Below are 14,415 nucleotides of genomic sequence, written 5' to 3' on the forward strand. Positions count from 1 at the left end.
GCTCGTCCAACGCCATCCCGCTCGTGTCACGCAGACTCCGTGATGGCTATTGAACCGAACTCTGCCCGTTCGCGACAGCCAGGGCCCTGAGTCTCGACTAGGTCTCTGGTGCCGGGGGTTGCCCGTGCTGCCGAAGGAACTTGACGCGCTCTTCTTCACGACGACTCTCCAAGTCGCGGAAGAGTCGTGGATACCACTCAATCTGTTCCGTGGCTCCTCCCGGAAGCGGCCATTCGTCGATCGCTAGGCGCACGTGAGTGGCACTTCGGTGGACTTGGGTGGCGAGGTATTCGAGAGATGGCTTTCTCCCGGGGCGCGAGAGGATCTCGTGGAGCGCGGGGAGGTCGATGTCCGCCAGTTCTCGACCTGCGATTGGCAGATGGGCGAGGTCGTCGCGGGGAGGCGACCAGACGACTGGCTCCGATAGCCCGTGTAGAAGGAGGAAAGCTTGCGCGTAGTCGTCGAGCATCGCGAGGACGCCGCTGGTGATGGTCATCGAGAATGTCGTGAACGTGGAAGTGCGGTCGGGTTTCCCAAGGTTCAACCATTCGCGGGGAGCTGCGGAGTCATCGGCCCCGGTCAAGCGAGAGTACATGTAGCGGCGCACGAGCTTGTGGCGAGTATCGCCGCCTGAGTGAAAACCGGCCCTTTCCGCAATCTCGGTCCACTCACGCCAATCGAGGAAGTTGTCCCAGTCCAGCCCCGGACGCAGTTCGTAACGCACCAGGGCCGTGGTTCGTTGAAGCATGTTTGCTAGTTCGCATATCTGGCTGAGCGTATGCGTCGTCGCCTTTGCGCCGCCGAGAAGGTTGTTGCGAAGTTGTCGCCTCAGCCACCCCTTTGCCGCGGTCGGCGCGTGCTCGACGGAAGCGTAACGAGACACGAACGCGACTCCGGCAATAAGGGCTGTCCGAAGAGCCGCCGACGTGTAGTCGCCGCCGTAGTCGAGTGGTTGAGTCCAGTTGCTCCAGATCTGTTCGGGCAGGTGCGCGCTAGCAGGATAGGCGGCGATCTGTTTGCCGTGCAGCTCCCGGCCCGGCCGAAGCGGTGTCTGGTGGACGAGCCGGTGCAGAGTCGACAAGTCACGGTCGACGCTTCGGAGAATGCGTCGCCTCAGAGAGAAGCTGGCGCCAGGGAAGCGAGAGAGGATCTCAAGAGCACTACCCTGACTTCTTGAGTTGAACTCGGGCGGACTGCCGTCTCGATAGCTGAAGCAAATGTGCCGAATCAGCTCCTCGGTTTCCCGGTCGTGGTGACTAAGCACTTGAACTGCGAGTGACGCCAACGAGCCCATGGTCAGGGAATCGTCGGGAGCGTCAGCCCCGACATGGACGGCTCTCTCTCCAAGGCCCACGAGCGTTCCAGGTTCTTCGCGCGCCGCGCCAGCAACTTCCGCGGCGAGATTGGCGTGGGAGGCAGCGATCATGATCGCCCGAAGGTCAGCGAGGATGCTGACCTGTCCGTCACTGCTCAGTACGTCATTGATGAATGACTGTGTGGCGATGATCGGAGATCTGGGACTAAGCGGTTCTTCGCGCCACGACCCTAGGAGCCGATACGAGCAAAGTCCGGTCGGGTTGACCTCGAATGGAAGTCGCGTCTGACAGCGGAGCGGGTCCACTGATCGACGAACCTTGCCGCGTGGTACCACCAGGCGCTGTCCGCATGCCGGGCATGCATCGTGCAGGAGGGTCCGGTGGCGCAGGCATAGAAACGTCCAGCTGAGACGCCAGGACAACTGGAAGGCTCCCCCGCTCTCTTCGAGGCAGTCCACGCAGAAGCGTGTGCCGGTGCCGAAGGCCCAATGACGCCGCAGGACGATGTTGCCGTCCTTCGTGAAGGCGATCCCGCGGCCCTCATACCTCCGCATCGACATATGGCGAAAGAGGTCTGGAGCGATGCCGAGTCGCGTGGCGACGAGAGCGCCGAGGTCAGGCCGCTGGGCGGTGCCCAGCCGGTCAATGTCGCGATTCGCCACTTTGCCGATCTCCAAATGGGAGTACAAGTCTGACAACGCGGTGCTCGTATGTAGAGCACGTCGAACCAGGAAGCTCTCGACTGATTCGCCTACGACGGGCTGAACTTGCTGACGAAAGGGTCGGGCCAGAACCGGCGGTGTCGGACCAGCGGCCATCTCAGATGTTCCTCGGGTCAATGAACTGCCATAGTCCACGGTCCAGCATCTCGACCCGACGGGTTCTCCCTACGGCCTTGCCGCGTTCAATGGGTGACCGGTCCAGGATGTCCCGATCGACGGCTTCTTTCCCGGTGTCGATTGCAAGTGCATTGGCTCGGCTCAGGAGCGAGATCAAGGGTTTGAAGTAGCCGAGAGTGGTCTGGTAGACGTATGCGGCGTGGGTGTCCGACAGCCAGCCGGGCTCTGCTGCAACGAGGCGAAAACGCTCTTCAAGGATCTCCAGGACGTCTACCCACTCGTTCCAGCGCTCCTCGGTTCCATGGAGGAGTGGACCGACCTGGAATGAGGTCGTACGCTCCAGCAGCATCACTCTGGTCTTGTCGGCCTGGTCATCGTCCAACGGTTTGTCGAGGATCTCGACCATCATGTGCCCGACAGCCACAAACGTGAGTCCGGACATGTTGACGAAGTGACGAAGCGTGTTGTGCGTGTCCCGGCTCGATTTGCCTTCGAAGCGGAGGGCTTGGACCTCGTCGATTACGAGGAGTCTGGTTCCTGCCTCCCGCAACGCGTGCTCCGCTGCGCGTCGCAAGTTGGTGATCGTCACGCCGATTGGGGCGTCGAGGAACTCGCAAATCAGCTCGAATAGTTCGCGTGGTGTAACGGCTCCCGGCAATGAGATCCGCACAACCGGCACGAAATCGGGGAATTCCATGAGGCTTTGGGGGTCGACGCCTCGGTCGTCGGCCTCGAAGTGGATGCACTCGTAGTACCACCAGGCCGCAAGAGTGTTGGCGATCTTTGATTTGCCTACGCCCGCCGGCCCGCTGAGGAGAAGCATGTCGTTGGACTCGCTGCTCCCAGCCTCATCGGCTTTGATCGCCACCTGGAGTTGCTCGAAGACATCGTTGGCCAACGAGGTGAAGATCAGCGGCCCGGCTTTGAGGAAGCGACGCCGCGCTCTATCAAACCGCCTCCGCTCCAAGGGCGTCATTGCGGCGAGATCTTCCGCGGACACGTGGCCCGGATCCATCGCATTCATCTGAGCAACGTCGCGCATCCATTCCCTGCGCATCTTGCCGCCCCGCGAGAGAGCTGGTCCTGTCATGACTGTCTCGTGCCCAGTTCCGGCCGTGACCGGAAGGTTCTGAAGTCGACGGTCGATAGGCCCCGCCGGCGGGGCGGAGTCGGTTTTGAGTCCGCGCTTTGTATCGCATCCGGCTTCAACGCGGGCCCCTGTTCGACGGATGGAGTTACGGCCGATGGCGCGGAGGCCAGGACGAGTTCCTGAGAGCTATCTCGCCGGACGCCGCCAACCACAGGGATCGAATCAGACGGCTCGGCCAGGTCGATGGTGTGAGTGTCATCTGCTCCACCGAGGGTTTTCAGAATTTTCACGGAGTGCAGGTCAACCTGCTCGCGTGCCTTCGTGCCGATCATGACCAGGTCTGGTTCTTGGGACATCATGGCGTCGAAGACAAAGTCGACAAGCGCCTGCTCGATCTCACGCTCCGTCTTAGCCGCGGGGCACATCTCCCGAATCTTCTTGAGAGTGTGCCGGCCAAAGGAAGGTGAGTAGTTGCGGGCATACCTCCAGGTGAGGGTGTGGAGTATGCCGTTGGCGTCGACTGTATAGATCTGTCGGAGATCGGCAGGGTGGTAGTGAAAGACGAACGACCCGTCAGGTTCGGTGCCGCGCAGGTGCCACAGCTCATCAAGGTCGGGACCGCCGTACTTGAGGTAGTGCATCTGCACACCCGCGCGGTGGATCTTTCGTTTCTCGAAGGGGAGCATGCGGATCCACTCGAACTGCCAGGCAGACACTCGTGGGGCGCCGTACTCCTCGACCAGCAGAGTCCACGCTTGGTAGGGCGACAGGCCCTTGATCGCTGTTCCCGGGTAAACGAGTCCTTCGTGGACCTTGTGGTGGTAGATCTCGTCGATGAATCTCTGGAAGTGGTCCTCGAAGAGGTCCAGGGTCATGACCACGCCCTCGAACGGGTCCTTACCGCGAGCCCACACGGATCCGCCGAGGTAGTTGGCGAACTGTTGCAAGAACAGGGCGATGATCGTCAAGAACATCCGTTCAATGATCGCTTTGTCCGTCGGGGTGAAAGCGCGAACCGCCTCAACGGAAATACCGTTCTGGGCGGCGACCGTCGTGGTGTAGTTCGCAACGAATGGCTTGCCGTTGTCGACGAGGAGGACATCGGGGGTGCCAACGAACAGCCGCGGAAGAGTTGATCGTTGTGGATAGTCCTCGCTGATTCTCTCCATGGGGCGGGGTTGCATGCAGCGGGCAAGGGCGACGCCGACACCGAACGCGTCGGTCTCGTACGTCATGGACCAACCGCCGACGCCGCGCGATCCGACGTCCAAGAGGAGGGTCAGCTGGGGCCGGAAGGGCTTCTGGGTCACCGGGTCGACGACGGGCAGGTCGACAATGTAGGTATCGGCCACGACCAGCTCGCCGACGCGGAGCGCCTGTCGGAGCACTGACGACGCCTCGGGGATGTTCGCGATCGAGCGCCGCGATGCAGCGGAGCCAGTGGTGAGGGGATTGCCGTTTTCGGCGAGTTTAAACATGCGGCGCAACGTATTGTCGGACGGCATCTTCGGAGGCTTCTCGAACTGCTTCAGCTCCCGGCGCAACTGCCGAATGTGGCTCTGCCAGTTCTTGGTCGACTCGTATCGCGCCGTGCGCACCAGCTCCTCGATCGCGACGCTGATCCGCGGATCCTGTCGGTGCCGTCGTTGCTTCCGGTAACGACGGTCGATGATCCCGACAGGGCCGTCGTCGGCGTAGCGATTTAGGAGTCGCTTGAGGGCCTTGATCTGCCCTTCAAGCGTCCGCGCCTTACGCATTTTCCCTTCCCGCGTGTACCGCTCAGGACGCCCCATGCGGATTCGGGCGACTGCTTCGATTCGGCGGGACCTTCGCTTCTCGTGCCTGTCGAAACCACCCGGGCACCGGCTCTCGTCTTCGGCACCGGAGTAGTAGCCCGTCAACACCAAACGAACGTCATCCAGGTCCTCGTCGAACTTCCGGCGGCCAATCTCCAGAAGGTTCTCCCGAATGAAGTGCAGGTCAACAAGGTCCTCTTTCGGCCGCACGATGGCTTGTCCGGCGAACAGCGCATCCACGAGCGTCACCGTTTCAACCAGGCGACCCAGGTCATCCAGCAGGTCAACGAATCCGCCGGAAAGCGTTCCCGTGTGAACGAGGTCCTCGCCCCAGAGGAAGCAGCCCTGATCAAGCCCAACGACTTTGGTCACGATGCCTTCAAGAGCGAGCGGCCGTCGAACCGAGATCCAAGATCGGTCCCGACTCGCCCCGTCCAGATCATCCGCCGAATGAGAACGCGGGCTTCCGATGCGGCGACGCCGTTGGTTGCCGCCGTCGCAGCAATGTCGTCGAGGGTCCCGCCGAGATTCGATTTAATGAGGCTCCACACCTGGCGGCCCCGGGTGTTGTAGTCGTCGTCCGACGGGCGTGCGGAAGCCATCATCCCCAAATTCTGGACGATTCGCTGGTGCATGCCGGTCCAGACGAGGTGCCCCATGCCAGCTCCCGCGAGCTGATGCGCGACAGCGGCATGCTTGTCGACCCATTCGGGTTTCGCCGCCTCTTCGGGTGTTTTCACGTCTACAAACAGCAGACACCCGCAGCTGCTCAGGATGAGGTAGTCGGGAGTGTGGGTGGTGTCTTCTTCCCGCCACCTGAATCGCATCGTCATGGGCTGGGAGGCGATGTGCACGATCTCGGGATGGAAGTCCGCAAGTACGGCGAAGCTGCGTTCCAGTTGCGACTCGAACGCTACGAGGTCTCGGTTCGTGTGCAGCCACACGGTGCCCGGCTTGTGACCCTGTGCGTAATTGCGCTGGAACCTCCGCACCGGGTAGCAGTCGATCAGGTCGCGTTCCGTGAGGCTGTCCAGCGGGACATTCCTTCGCCTGAGCCCCGTGTTGATGACGACAACGCAGCCGTGCGGCGGAGGCGCCGGCAACTTCGGCTTCTTGACCTGTCGAGAGTTGACTGGCCACGCCAGACGCGCGCGCCTGCCGATCCCGGCGAATGATGCCAGGGCCGGCGGAGTCGAGAAATCGACCCACCCGGCCTCGGCGCGCGGAGAGTCCTCGCTGAGCCTAGGCGACCAGAATGGAGACGACCACGCATTCAATTGTTCCCGGGCCAGCGTGACCTGAGCCCCGGCAAGAGCGTCGACCGATTTCAGACTGTGCCCTGCGCGCATCGAGTCGTTCGAGGCGAAGAGCGCTGGAGGCATTGCGCTCACTAACGCGCCACCGAGATCACGTCGAGGCTCGTCGTGTCGTACAGCCATGTCAGCTCCAACCGTCCGGAAATGCGGAACGGGGGCACCGGACTGACTCGCCCAGCGCCCCCGCCACACCGCGGTCAACAAATCAGCAGGCCATGGGGGTGTCCCGCCCGCGGTGTGGTGAGTCGACGTTCGTTTTGGGTCGCGCCGCGCAACGAACTCGTCACGTGGAAAACCATAGAGCAGATCCCGGTGTTTGCACCAACTTAAATTCCAAGATCGACGTGACTTCGGAAACTAAATATTTCTCGAATAATGAGACAAAACGCAGGTCAAGCATGTACTGTAGAACGTAAGCAAGTTGTAACATTTCAGATATGAGGATGGGTGGCTGCTTGGAATTCCAGTTGAAGCTGGGATAGGCTCATCACTGATCCAGGGCACGCAAAATACCGGCCCGGGCAAATGCCCGTCCGGTGGCGCACCCACAAGTCCCCACGCTGATTCCTAGGCAGCGAGGGACCTCGTGCCCGCGAGAATGCGTCGTTGCATTCCAGGTTGAGAGATCCTGTCGCTGATTTTGCCATGCACTGCAACTGCCGGCAATCGCGACTCCGATCATCTTGACCAAGGAGACAACGTGCCCTACCGGCAGCCCAACCCCAATACCTTGCAAGCAGATCTTCTTAAACGCATCAGCGAGGCCACTGAAATGCGAGCGCAGTTGACCGAGGAACGACGCCGACTCGTTCTCGAAGCCAATGAAAGCGGCCTGTCGATGAGGCAGCTGTCTGAGCTTCTCAACGTTCCGCTCGGGACCGCTTCAGGCTGGGTTCGGGAGGCGCGCCGCTCACAGTGACGAAGGAAAATGCGTGAGGCGCCGTCGTAAGCACATTGGGCCACCTCCGTCCTCACCAGTGCGACAGCCCGCGATCGAGATCGGAGGTACACCTTTGCGCTGAACGGGCCGCGCTCTGCACCGGCGGTGCCGCGTCGCTTCAAGATCATCTAGACGAAAGCCTCAATTGGTGGCCTGAAGAGTCGGCATCTGACACCGATATCGAAGCAGCTTATCGCGAGGCCGATATTGACATTCTCCTCACGCACGAGGCTCCGACAGCCGCGACCTCGGCCACTCGGGATGTTGAGATGGTTGAGAATCCCAAGGGATTCCGTACCGAGCGATTGATGGCGTCCGCCCTGAGTAGAGATCGGACGGAGCGACTGTCTGTCACGCTGCGTCCGGCCCTGCATGTCCACAGCCACATGTACAAGAGCGCGACCGGTTGAATCGTCGACGGTCGCGAAGGCATCTCACTCGGGCAAGACGACAGGCCTGGCAACCTCGTCGCCCTCAACCTCGAAACTCTGAATTGGAGGTTTATCTGATGGGCGGCGGCATTATCTGTCTGCTCTCGGACACGCTTCGGGACGGCTGCTAGGCCATGCAGATACCGGCTGAGGGGCTCGGTGCAAAGAGCAGTGGACGCCCTTTTCCACTAGTCCGACCAGAAGTGGGTCCCTCGTGTGTCGCCCGCTCTACCGAATAGCAAGACAGTTCCCACCTCGAACCCCCACGCATTAACTGAGACTGAGAACGCCGACGGCATTCACGGCGCGGCCCTGAATCGAATCGCCGAGGCCGTGGACCCAGCAGCGGTCGACTCTGAAGCCCGATTGGAGTGGGTTGACGAGATTGAAAGCCTCCGCCGAGCTAAAAACCCCCGCTCAGACAGGGATTGGGAGCCGTCGCACAACGCGAACGCGCCAAGCGCATAACGGCCATCATCCGACTATTGAATCGATACTTGTTTGCAGAATAAAAGTATCGACGAGATAGACATTCCGAATAGCGCATGGTGAAAAGTTCAGCGGTCGCCCCTAACATGGCCATAGGACCACCGGGGGGATATGTCATCATGCACATCGAATCAGTGACGGTTACGAATTTTCGATGCTTCGGGGGCGAGCCAACTCGCGTCGATCTTCGACAGGACCTGACGGCATTCATCGGCAGCAACGGCTCCGGCAAGACCGCCATGTGCCAATCGATCCAGCGCGTCTTCGGCGTCAGCAACGACGAACGACAAATCCGTCAAGACGACTTCCACAACGCGGACCCCACCGATCTGACGGTGACGACGCGTAACCTGCGGGTGGACATCGTCCTGGCTTTCCCCGAACTAGACGTCGCCGACGCCGACGTCTCGACCGTTCCCGATTTTTACCGGCACATGTCCGCGTCACCAGACGGAACTCTGAAAACTCGCGTCGTCCTCGAATCCGTATGGACCGCCGATGGAACCATCGACGGCGACATCGAGACGCGCTTGCAAGTTGTAACCACACTCGACGACGACTACTCGACAGACCAGGTCCATCCGGTCCCCGCTGCCGAGCGTTCCAGGATCCAGTTCGTCTACGTGCCTGCATCACGAGATGGAGCGCGTCAGGTCACCAACTTTCTCCGCGGTCGGCTCTGGCGGGCAGCCCAATGGTCCGAGAAGTTGAAAGAACTGATCGCAAAAAATGCCGCGGAAGTCGGCGCCGCTTTTCGTTCCGAGGAGCCGACCGCAGCAGTGGAGAACGCGTTCCGGGAGCGTTGGCACAAGCTCCATGGTGCAGGTGTCAACGGCGAACCGCGTCTTCAAGCCGTCGAGCAGGATGCGTCCGAGGTTCTCCGAGACGCCGAGCTGGCCTTCGAACCCGATCCGGGGCAACGCCCTCGACCCGCTCGCCTTCTCAGCGACGGGCAACGCTCTCTCCTACACCTTGCGCTGACTACGGCGAGTCTCGACATCGAGCGATCACTGCTCGGCGATACACCTCCTCCGGGCTTCGACCTGGACCGCGGCCTGTTACCGTCGTTGACCGTCGTCGCGGTCGAGGAACCCGAGAACAATCTCGCGCCCTTCTACCTATCTCGCATCGTCGGCCAGTTCCTCGAGTTGGGTTCCTACCCCCACGCACAAGTGCTGCTCTCGACACACTCGGCCAGCGCGATGACTCGTATCGATCCTCTCGCTGTCCGACATTTCCGACTGGACGCGTCAACGGCCAGCTCATCAGTGCGCAGCATCGCACTCCCGGCGGCACCCGGAGATGTCGAGAAGTACGTTCGCCAGGCCGTGCAGGCTCACCCAGAGCTGTACTTCGCTCGCTTCGTCATTCTTGGGGAAGGCGACTCGGAGCAGATGGTCATTCCCGCCGTAGCCAGCGCCATGGGAATCGATCTCGACCCCTCGTTCGTGTCCGTGGTTCCGCTTGGAGGGCGGCACACGAACCACTTCTGGCGGCTTCTCGATGACCTCTCGATCCCGCATGCCACGCTCCTCGACCTGGACTTCGGCAGAGCCGGCGGCGGTCCCGGCCGAGTGAAAGACGCGTGCGTGAATCTGCTCGAACTCGGTTACGACGTCCTTGAAGGCATCGATGCATTCGACTCTCCCGAATCGATCTCGCCGCAGAGCACGCTCCAGGAACTCATTCCAGTCAAGCTAGCGCTAGAGATGCACAACGTTTTCTTCTCGACGCTCCTCGACTTGGACATGATGATGCTCGAACACTACGAGGCCGCGTACACGACAATCCAAGGTACTCAACGAGGCCCCGATCTCGACTCGGACGCAGCATGGTCGGTCCTTCACACGGGAGGAAGTGAGAGCGGAGTGACGTACTGGACGGGGGCCATGGACGTAGGCGTTCGAGCGCACCGCGCCCTGCTTATGCAGTGGTACCGCTACCTCTTCAGCAATCGATCCAAGCCCACCACGCACCTGGCAGCCCTCGCCAGACTAAGCACCGACGACCTCAAGTCACCGCCTGCGCCCCTCGCCAAGTTGATCAAGGCAGCGGAGGAAGGCGTCCGCGAATCATGAAACGACCAATCCCAACTACCGTAAGCACGGAGGATTGGCGACCGGTCGAGATAGCCGATCTGGAAGATGCCGCATGGAGGGCGATGCGGCACGTCGGTTGCGCGTCGATCTCGGCCGGCCCAGGATCCGGGAAGACCGAGTTTCTGGCGCAACGCGCGGCTTTCCTTCTCCAAACGGGAACGTGCCCGACGCCTCAGAAGGTCCTCGCCATCTCCTTCAAGAGAGAATCCGCAGCAAATCTGCGAAGGCGCGTGTCGCGGAGAGTCCCTGATCAGGTACGCAGGTTCCACTCGATGACCTTCGACGCCTTTGCGAAGGGCATCGTTGACCACTTCCACGCACTCCTTCCGAGACCGTGGGCGCTCTCGACTCTCGATTACGAAGTGGCTCTGCTCGGAAAGAAGGAGGTGCGAGCACTTCTTGCTGGCATAAGTCGCAAGCCACCCTCTCCTAGGTCCAGCAGTGTCTTGCAGAACCTGGATCCGGGCTTTTTTCTACCCGAAGTCCTAGGTAGGTGGCCTTTGCCGATCGATCCCTCCGTCGCGCCCGTCGAGGATGCCGATCTAGCGGCTTGGAGCTGGTGGAGCACCAACTACCGCGGTCAGGATCAACAACTTCTCGACTTCACAATGATCAATCGGCTGGCAGAACTCATCGTCCGATCGAGCCCGCAAGTGCGTCGAGCTATCCGCGTGACCTACCCCTTCGTCTTCGTCGACGAATTCCAGGACACGACCGACGCTCAAATGACTCTTCTCAAAACAGTCTTCGGCGACTCAAGTACGCACGTGACCGCTGTCGGGGATCGCAAACAGCGCATCATGAAATTCGCTGGCGCTCTCGACGCCGCGATGGAACGCTTCGAGACAGAGTTCGATGCATCGCGGTTCGAACTCATCAGCAACTTCAGGTCTTCGCCCGACCTCGTCAGCGCGCAACACCATGTCGCATCGGTCCTTGACCCGGATGTCGCAATCGCCGTCTCCAAGGCCCGCGTCGAAGAAGGGCACACCGCCGTCGCTCTCTGGAATTTCAACGACCATACATCGCAAGCTGACTATCTGGCCCGGTGGATCGCCGAGGACATCTCCGCGTCGGGTCGAGCCGCATCGGACTACGCGATCATCGCACGGCAGTTCATCGGCAAGTGGTACGAAGAATTCGAACAGGCCTTTTCAGAGGCCGGCGTTGATCTGAGAAACGACGATGCCAAGTACGAATCGATCACTCTTCAAGACCTTCTGAAGCATGATCTGACACGGCTCCTCCTCGGTGTCTTGAAGCTCGCAGTCTTCAGCCGCGGCCTGCCCGACGTCTGGACCGACATAGCAGAACTGATCGGCAGGGTTCGAGGCTCCGATCTGGACGTCAGCTCCGAACGCGCGACGTCAGAGCACCTTCGCTCCGTCACGCAAGACCTCCGGGCCTGGCTCCATGCAAACCCGCCCTCAACGGTCGACGGAGAGACTCTCGTCGATCAGTTGCTGCAGGTGGCTACCGAGGGAGAACTATCTTCGTTCGTTCGCGGCCAGCAGGCCGGTGATCAATTCATGGAACTCGTTCGCGCATTCATTACCCGGGTGACGGAAGCGATCGACGCTGGCGACGACTGGGAGTCCGTAGTCCGAACCTTTGAGTCTGCCGATGCCGTCTCCCTCATGACATTCCACCGAAGTAAAGGGCTGGAATACCACACCGTCATCGCCGTCGGCCTCGACGATGAACAGTGGTGGTCTTATCAATACGGTCCAGAAGAGGGAATATCGACCTTCTTCGTGGGGCTCTCCCGAGCTGCACATCGAATGGTTTTCTGCACCACGAAAGACGCGCGAGTCATGAAGATCCGAGAGCTGTTCGCACTTCTGAAAAAGATGGGAGTAGTGGAGCACGATCATGCGAGTCGAGGTTTTTGAAGGAAATCAGCGCTAGTCCTGAAGGTCGTGCTGCTCCTGATGGGTAGGGACGACGGCGAAGTCCCTCGTGGCCCACAAGTCACCGATTGTCAGCCCAGCTCGACGCTATAGCATCCGGAACCGGGCTGACTTGTCGGAAGTTCTCGGAGAGCCCGAAGGCACCCTGTTTACCTGGATTCGACAGGCCAAAGCCGATGCCCGTGCAACTTCGACTTACGGCAACAAGCGTTCGTAGTCCCTACCCTTGCTCCAAACTCGGTCACGCTCCTAATCCCGACCGGCCGTGCTCAAATTGATTGCGTCGACGCTCTTCCCACCGACCAGGGGGGGTGACCGGGAGATGGGCCAGTGGCGGTCGTGTCACTACCGACTCACGCTTCAATTTTTGCCGCATCTTTACCAAAGGCGGTTACCTTCGTAAGCTTTCCCGTGCCGAGAGGGACTCGGCTTGAGAGGACCAACTAGTCTTCCCGCCAAGCGGCGGGTTGTTGGAAAAGCACTCTGGAGTCCCCTTGCGTAAAAACGCCACGGCTCACATCCCCCCCATACGCGCGGACTTCGTTGCCGGAAGCACGCGCAAAGTTATCGCCCGCTCGTCGTGAACGACCTCGCGCCTCACGCCTTCCCGTCGTCACGGGACCTTTCCAGCCTCGCGTCCGAGCAAGAGGGTGCCCTGACGAGAAGTCAGCTGGTGCGTCTTGGTGCCACGGACGAGTGGATACTGGCGATGCTCCAAGCCGGCGATCTCTTCGAACTCGATGACGGGATTGTTTTCCGCCACCCGGCCTACGCCATGCGATACGACGATTTTGATCGGGCTGCTTGGTTCTACGTGAACCCAGGCTCCTTCATGGAAGAGCGCCTCGACGCAGAGCGCACCCCAATGGAAGTGCTGTCAGGCGAGCGAGCGCTTTCCATTCGTCAGGAGGCAACGAGTGGCGGCCCGATCGTCTTCGCCTGCCAGGAACTTCCCTTCTACTGCAACCCCGACTACGCCTTCGTTGAACGCCCGATCCGAGCCGGCGAATGGGAGTGGTACCGAGGCGTCGCCATCACGACGCCGGCGTTCGCAATCGCGGACATGATCCTCTGCAATCAGGACGAAGACAGCATCCACCGCGCTCTCATCGAGGTGATCCCGAAGAACGACTTTCCAGTTCTACGTTTCCTCGAGCTGATCGAACCTGCGGCGGCAGCATGGGGGCATCAGTCGAACGACAGCAAGGCCCTCTTCATGAACCTTCTTCGACTCGATATCGTCTCCCATCGCGCCTCCGGTGGTTCAATACTCATTCAGATAATCCACAATGCCCTCGAAGTGACCTCCACCACACCCCTCAGCACAGAACCGAACGGCACCTGGTGACCGGCCGCACCCGCTCCTGGTCCCAGACCCTCCACGACATCGACGCCATGAAAGTTGCGATGCAAAACGAGGAAGAAGTGATAATCGCCGGCGACTGGCACAACGACATCACGTGGCTCATGAACGTCTTCCCCCGAGCCCGCCGGGCGTCACCCGCTTCTCGGACGCTCCTGCACCTCGGCGACATCGAAATCGGGGGTCACGGCGACACCCACAGGGCCGCGGTCTTAAACTTCATCGATGAACGGTGCCGTGGCAACGGCATCGACCGTGTTCTCGTCACCCCTGGCAACCACGACAACTGGGACCGCATCACCCAGAAGAGAGCCTGGCGACTCGGTTTGCCCGCCCCACTGAGTGAGTACGTCTGGGTTCTTCCCCGCGGATACCGCTTCACGATCGGTGACAAGACTTTTATGTCATTCGGCGGAGCTGCCTCAGTCCAGAGCGTCGTCGACGAGGGCAAGAACTGGTGGCCGGCGGAAGTCGCTCCCAACGACGAGTACGAGGCGGCGGGCGCCGCCGGCTTCGCAGACGTGATGCTCACCCACGAAGCCATCAATGGTGGTCCCGATCGGATCGAGGACATCATCCACGGCAAAGCCAATGGACGCTGGTTTCCCGAACGACTCGAAGCGTCTGAGCGGTCACGAGCGCTCACGACCGCACTCTTCGATGCCGTGCGCCCCGGGCTGCTCCTCCACGGCCACATGCACGCCAGAGGCGAGAAAACCCTCCCCGACGGGCGCCGCATCATCGCCCTCGCCGACAACCGGACCGCCGGCAATGTCGGCATCCTCGACGTGGAGACACTGGCATGGAGGTGGGCGTGAATGCCTGC

Annotated in this window: 9 protein-coding genes; 5 read left to right on the plus strand and 4 right to left on the minus strand. The window is 60.8% G+C overall.

The genetic code is table 11. The features are described 5' to 3' along the window. Positions 1-97: 97 nt before the first annotated feature. Genes EDF46_RS12360 through EDF46_RS12375 form a run of 4 tightly spaced genes read right to left on the minus strand, consistent with a single transcriptional unit; the run spans position 98 to position 6,423 of the window. Positions 98-2,134: a TniQ family protein gene (locus EDF46_RS12360; RefSeq protein ID WP_123506626.1), complete on the minus strand. Its 2,037-nt coding sequence runs from the start codon at positions 2,132-2,134 to the stop codon at positions 98-100. Position 2,135: 1 nt separating this feature from the next. Further along, a complete protein-coding gene (locus tag EDF46_RS12365; protein WP_123506627.1) occupies positions 2,136-3,245 on the minus strand; it encodes an ATP-binding protein in 1,110 nt (369 codons plus the stop codon). After that, the gene (locus EDF46_RS12370) at positions 3,242-5,413 is read right to left on the minus strand and encodes a Mu transposase C-terminal domain-containing protein (RefSeq protein WP_123506628.1); all 2,172 of its coding nucleotides are present in this window, start codon (positions 5,411-5,413) and stop codon (positions 3,242-3,244) included. Before EDF46_RS12370 ends, EDF46_RS12365 begins: the two co-directional genes overlap by 4 nt. Further along, positions 5,410-6,423 carry a hypothetical protein gene (locus EDF46_RS12375; RefSeq protein ID WP_148061207.1) on the minus strand — a complete coding sequence of 338 codons (1,014 nt, stop codon included), beginning with the start codon at positions 6,421-6,423 and terminating at the stop codon, positions 5,410-5,412. The genes EDF46_RS12370 and EDF46_RS12375 overlap by 4 nt, the downstream gene beginning before the upstream one ends. A 634-nt stretch (positions 6,424-7,057) precedes the next feature. On the opposite strand from EDF46_RS12375, the gene EDF46_RS18025 reads away from it, so the two are divergent. The 5 genes from EDF46_RS18025 to EDF46_RS12390 all read left to right on the plus strand — a co-directional run bounded on the left by EDF46_RS18025 (position 7,058) and on the right by EDF46_RS12390 (position 14,407). Continuing rightward, the gene (locus EDF46_RS18025; RefSeq protein WP_148061208.1) at positions 7,058-7,276 is read left to right on the plus strand and encodes a hypothetical protein; all 219 of its coding nucleotides are present in this window, start codon (positions 7,058-7,060) and stop codon (positions 7,274-7,276) included. Positions 7,277-8,336: 1,060 nt separating this feature from the next. Further along, complete coding sequence (locus EDF46_RS12380) at positions 8,337-10,295, plus strand: ATP-dependent endonuclease (protein ID WP_158614238.1); 1,959 nt, start codon at positions 8,337-8,339, stop codon at positions 10,293-10,295. Continuing rightward, entirely contained in the window at positions 10,292-12,208 is a 1,917-nt protein-coding gene (locus tag EDF46_RS12385; protein ID WP_123506631.1) for a UvrD-helicase domain-containing protein, read from the plus strand. Before EDF46_RS12380 ends, EDF46_RS12385 begins: the two co-directional genes overlap by 4 nt. Before the next feature lie 598 nt (positions 12,209-12,806). Continuing rightward, positions 12,807-13,574 (plus strand): hypothetical protein, encoded by a 768-nt coding sequence (locus tag EDF46_RS18365; protein ID WP_158614239.1) that lies wholly within the window; start codon positions 12,807-12,809, stop codon positions 13,572-13,574. Then, the gene (locus tag EDF46_RS12390) at positions 13,571-14,407 is read left to right on the plus strand and encodes a metallophosphoesterase (RefSeq protein WP_158614240.1); all 837 of its coding nucleotides are present in this window, start codon (positions 13,571-13,573) and stop codon (positions 14,405-14,407) included. Before EDF46_RS18365 ends, EDF46_RS12390 begins: the two co-directional genes overlap by 4 nt. Positions 14,408-14,415 lie beyond the last annotated feature (8 nt).

The organism is Frondihabitans sp. PhB188 (assembly GCF_003752365.1).
Taxonomy (GTDB): Bacteria; Actinomycetota; Actinomycetes; order Actinomycetales; family Microbacteriaceae; genus Frondihabitans.

What these genes read in the sequence shown, in the direction of transcription:
- EDF46_RS12360 (WP_123506626.1), bottom strand. Translation starts at nt 2,134, where the DNA reads ATGGCCGCTGGTCCGACACCGCCGGTTCTGGCCCGACCCTTTCGTCAG.
- EDF46_RS12375 (WP_148061207.1), bottom strand. Translation starts at nt 6,423, where the DNA reads ATGCCTCCAGCGCTCTTCGCCTCGAACGACTCGATGCGCGCAGGGCAC.
- EDF46_RS12380 (WP_158614238.1), top strand. Translation starts at nt 8,337, where the DNA reads ATGCACATCGAATCAGTGACGGTTACGAATTTTCGATGCTTCGGGGGC.
- EDF46_RS12385 (WP_123506631.1), top strand. Translation starts at nt 10,292, where the DNA reads ATGAAACGACCAATCCCAACTACCGTAAGCACGGAGGATTGGCGACCG.
- EDF46_RS12365 (WP_123506627.1), bottom strand. Translation starts at nt 3,245, where the DNA reads ATGACAGGACCAGCTCTCTCGCGGGGCGGCAAGATGCGCAGGGAATGG.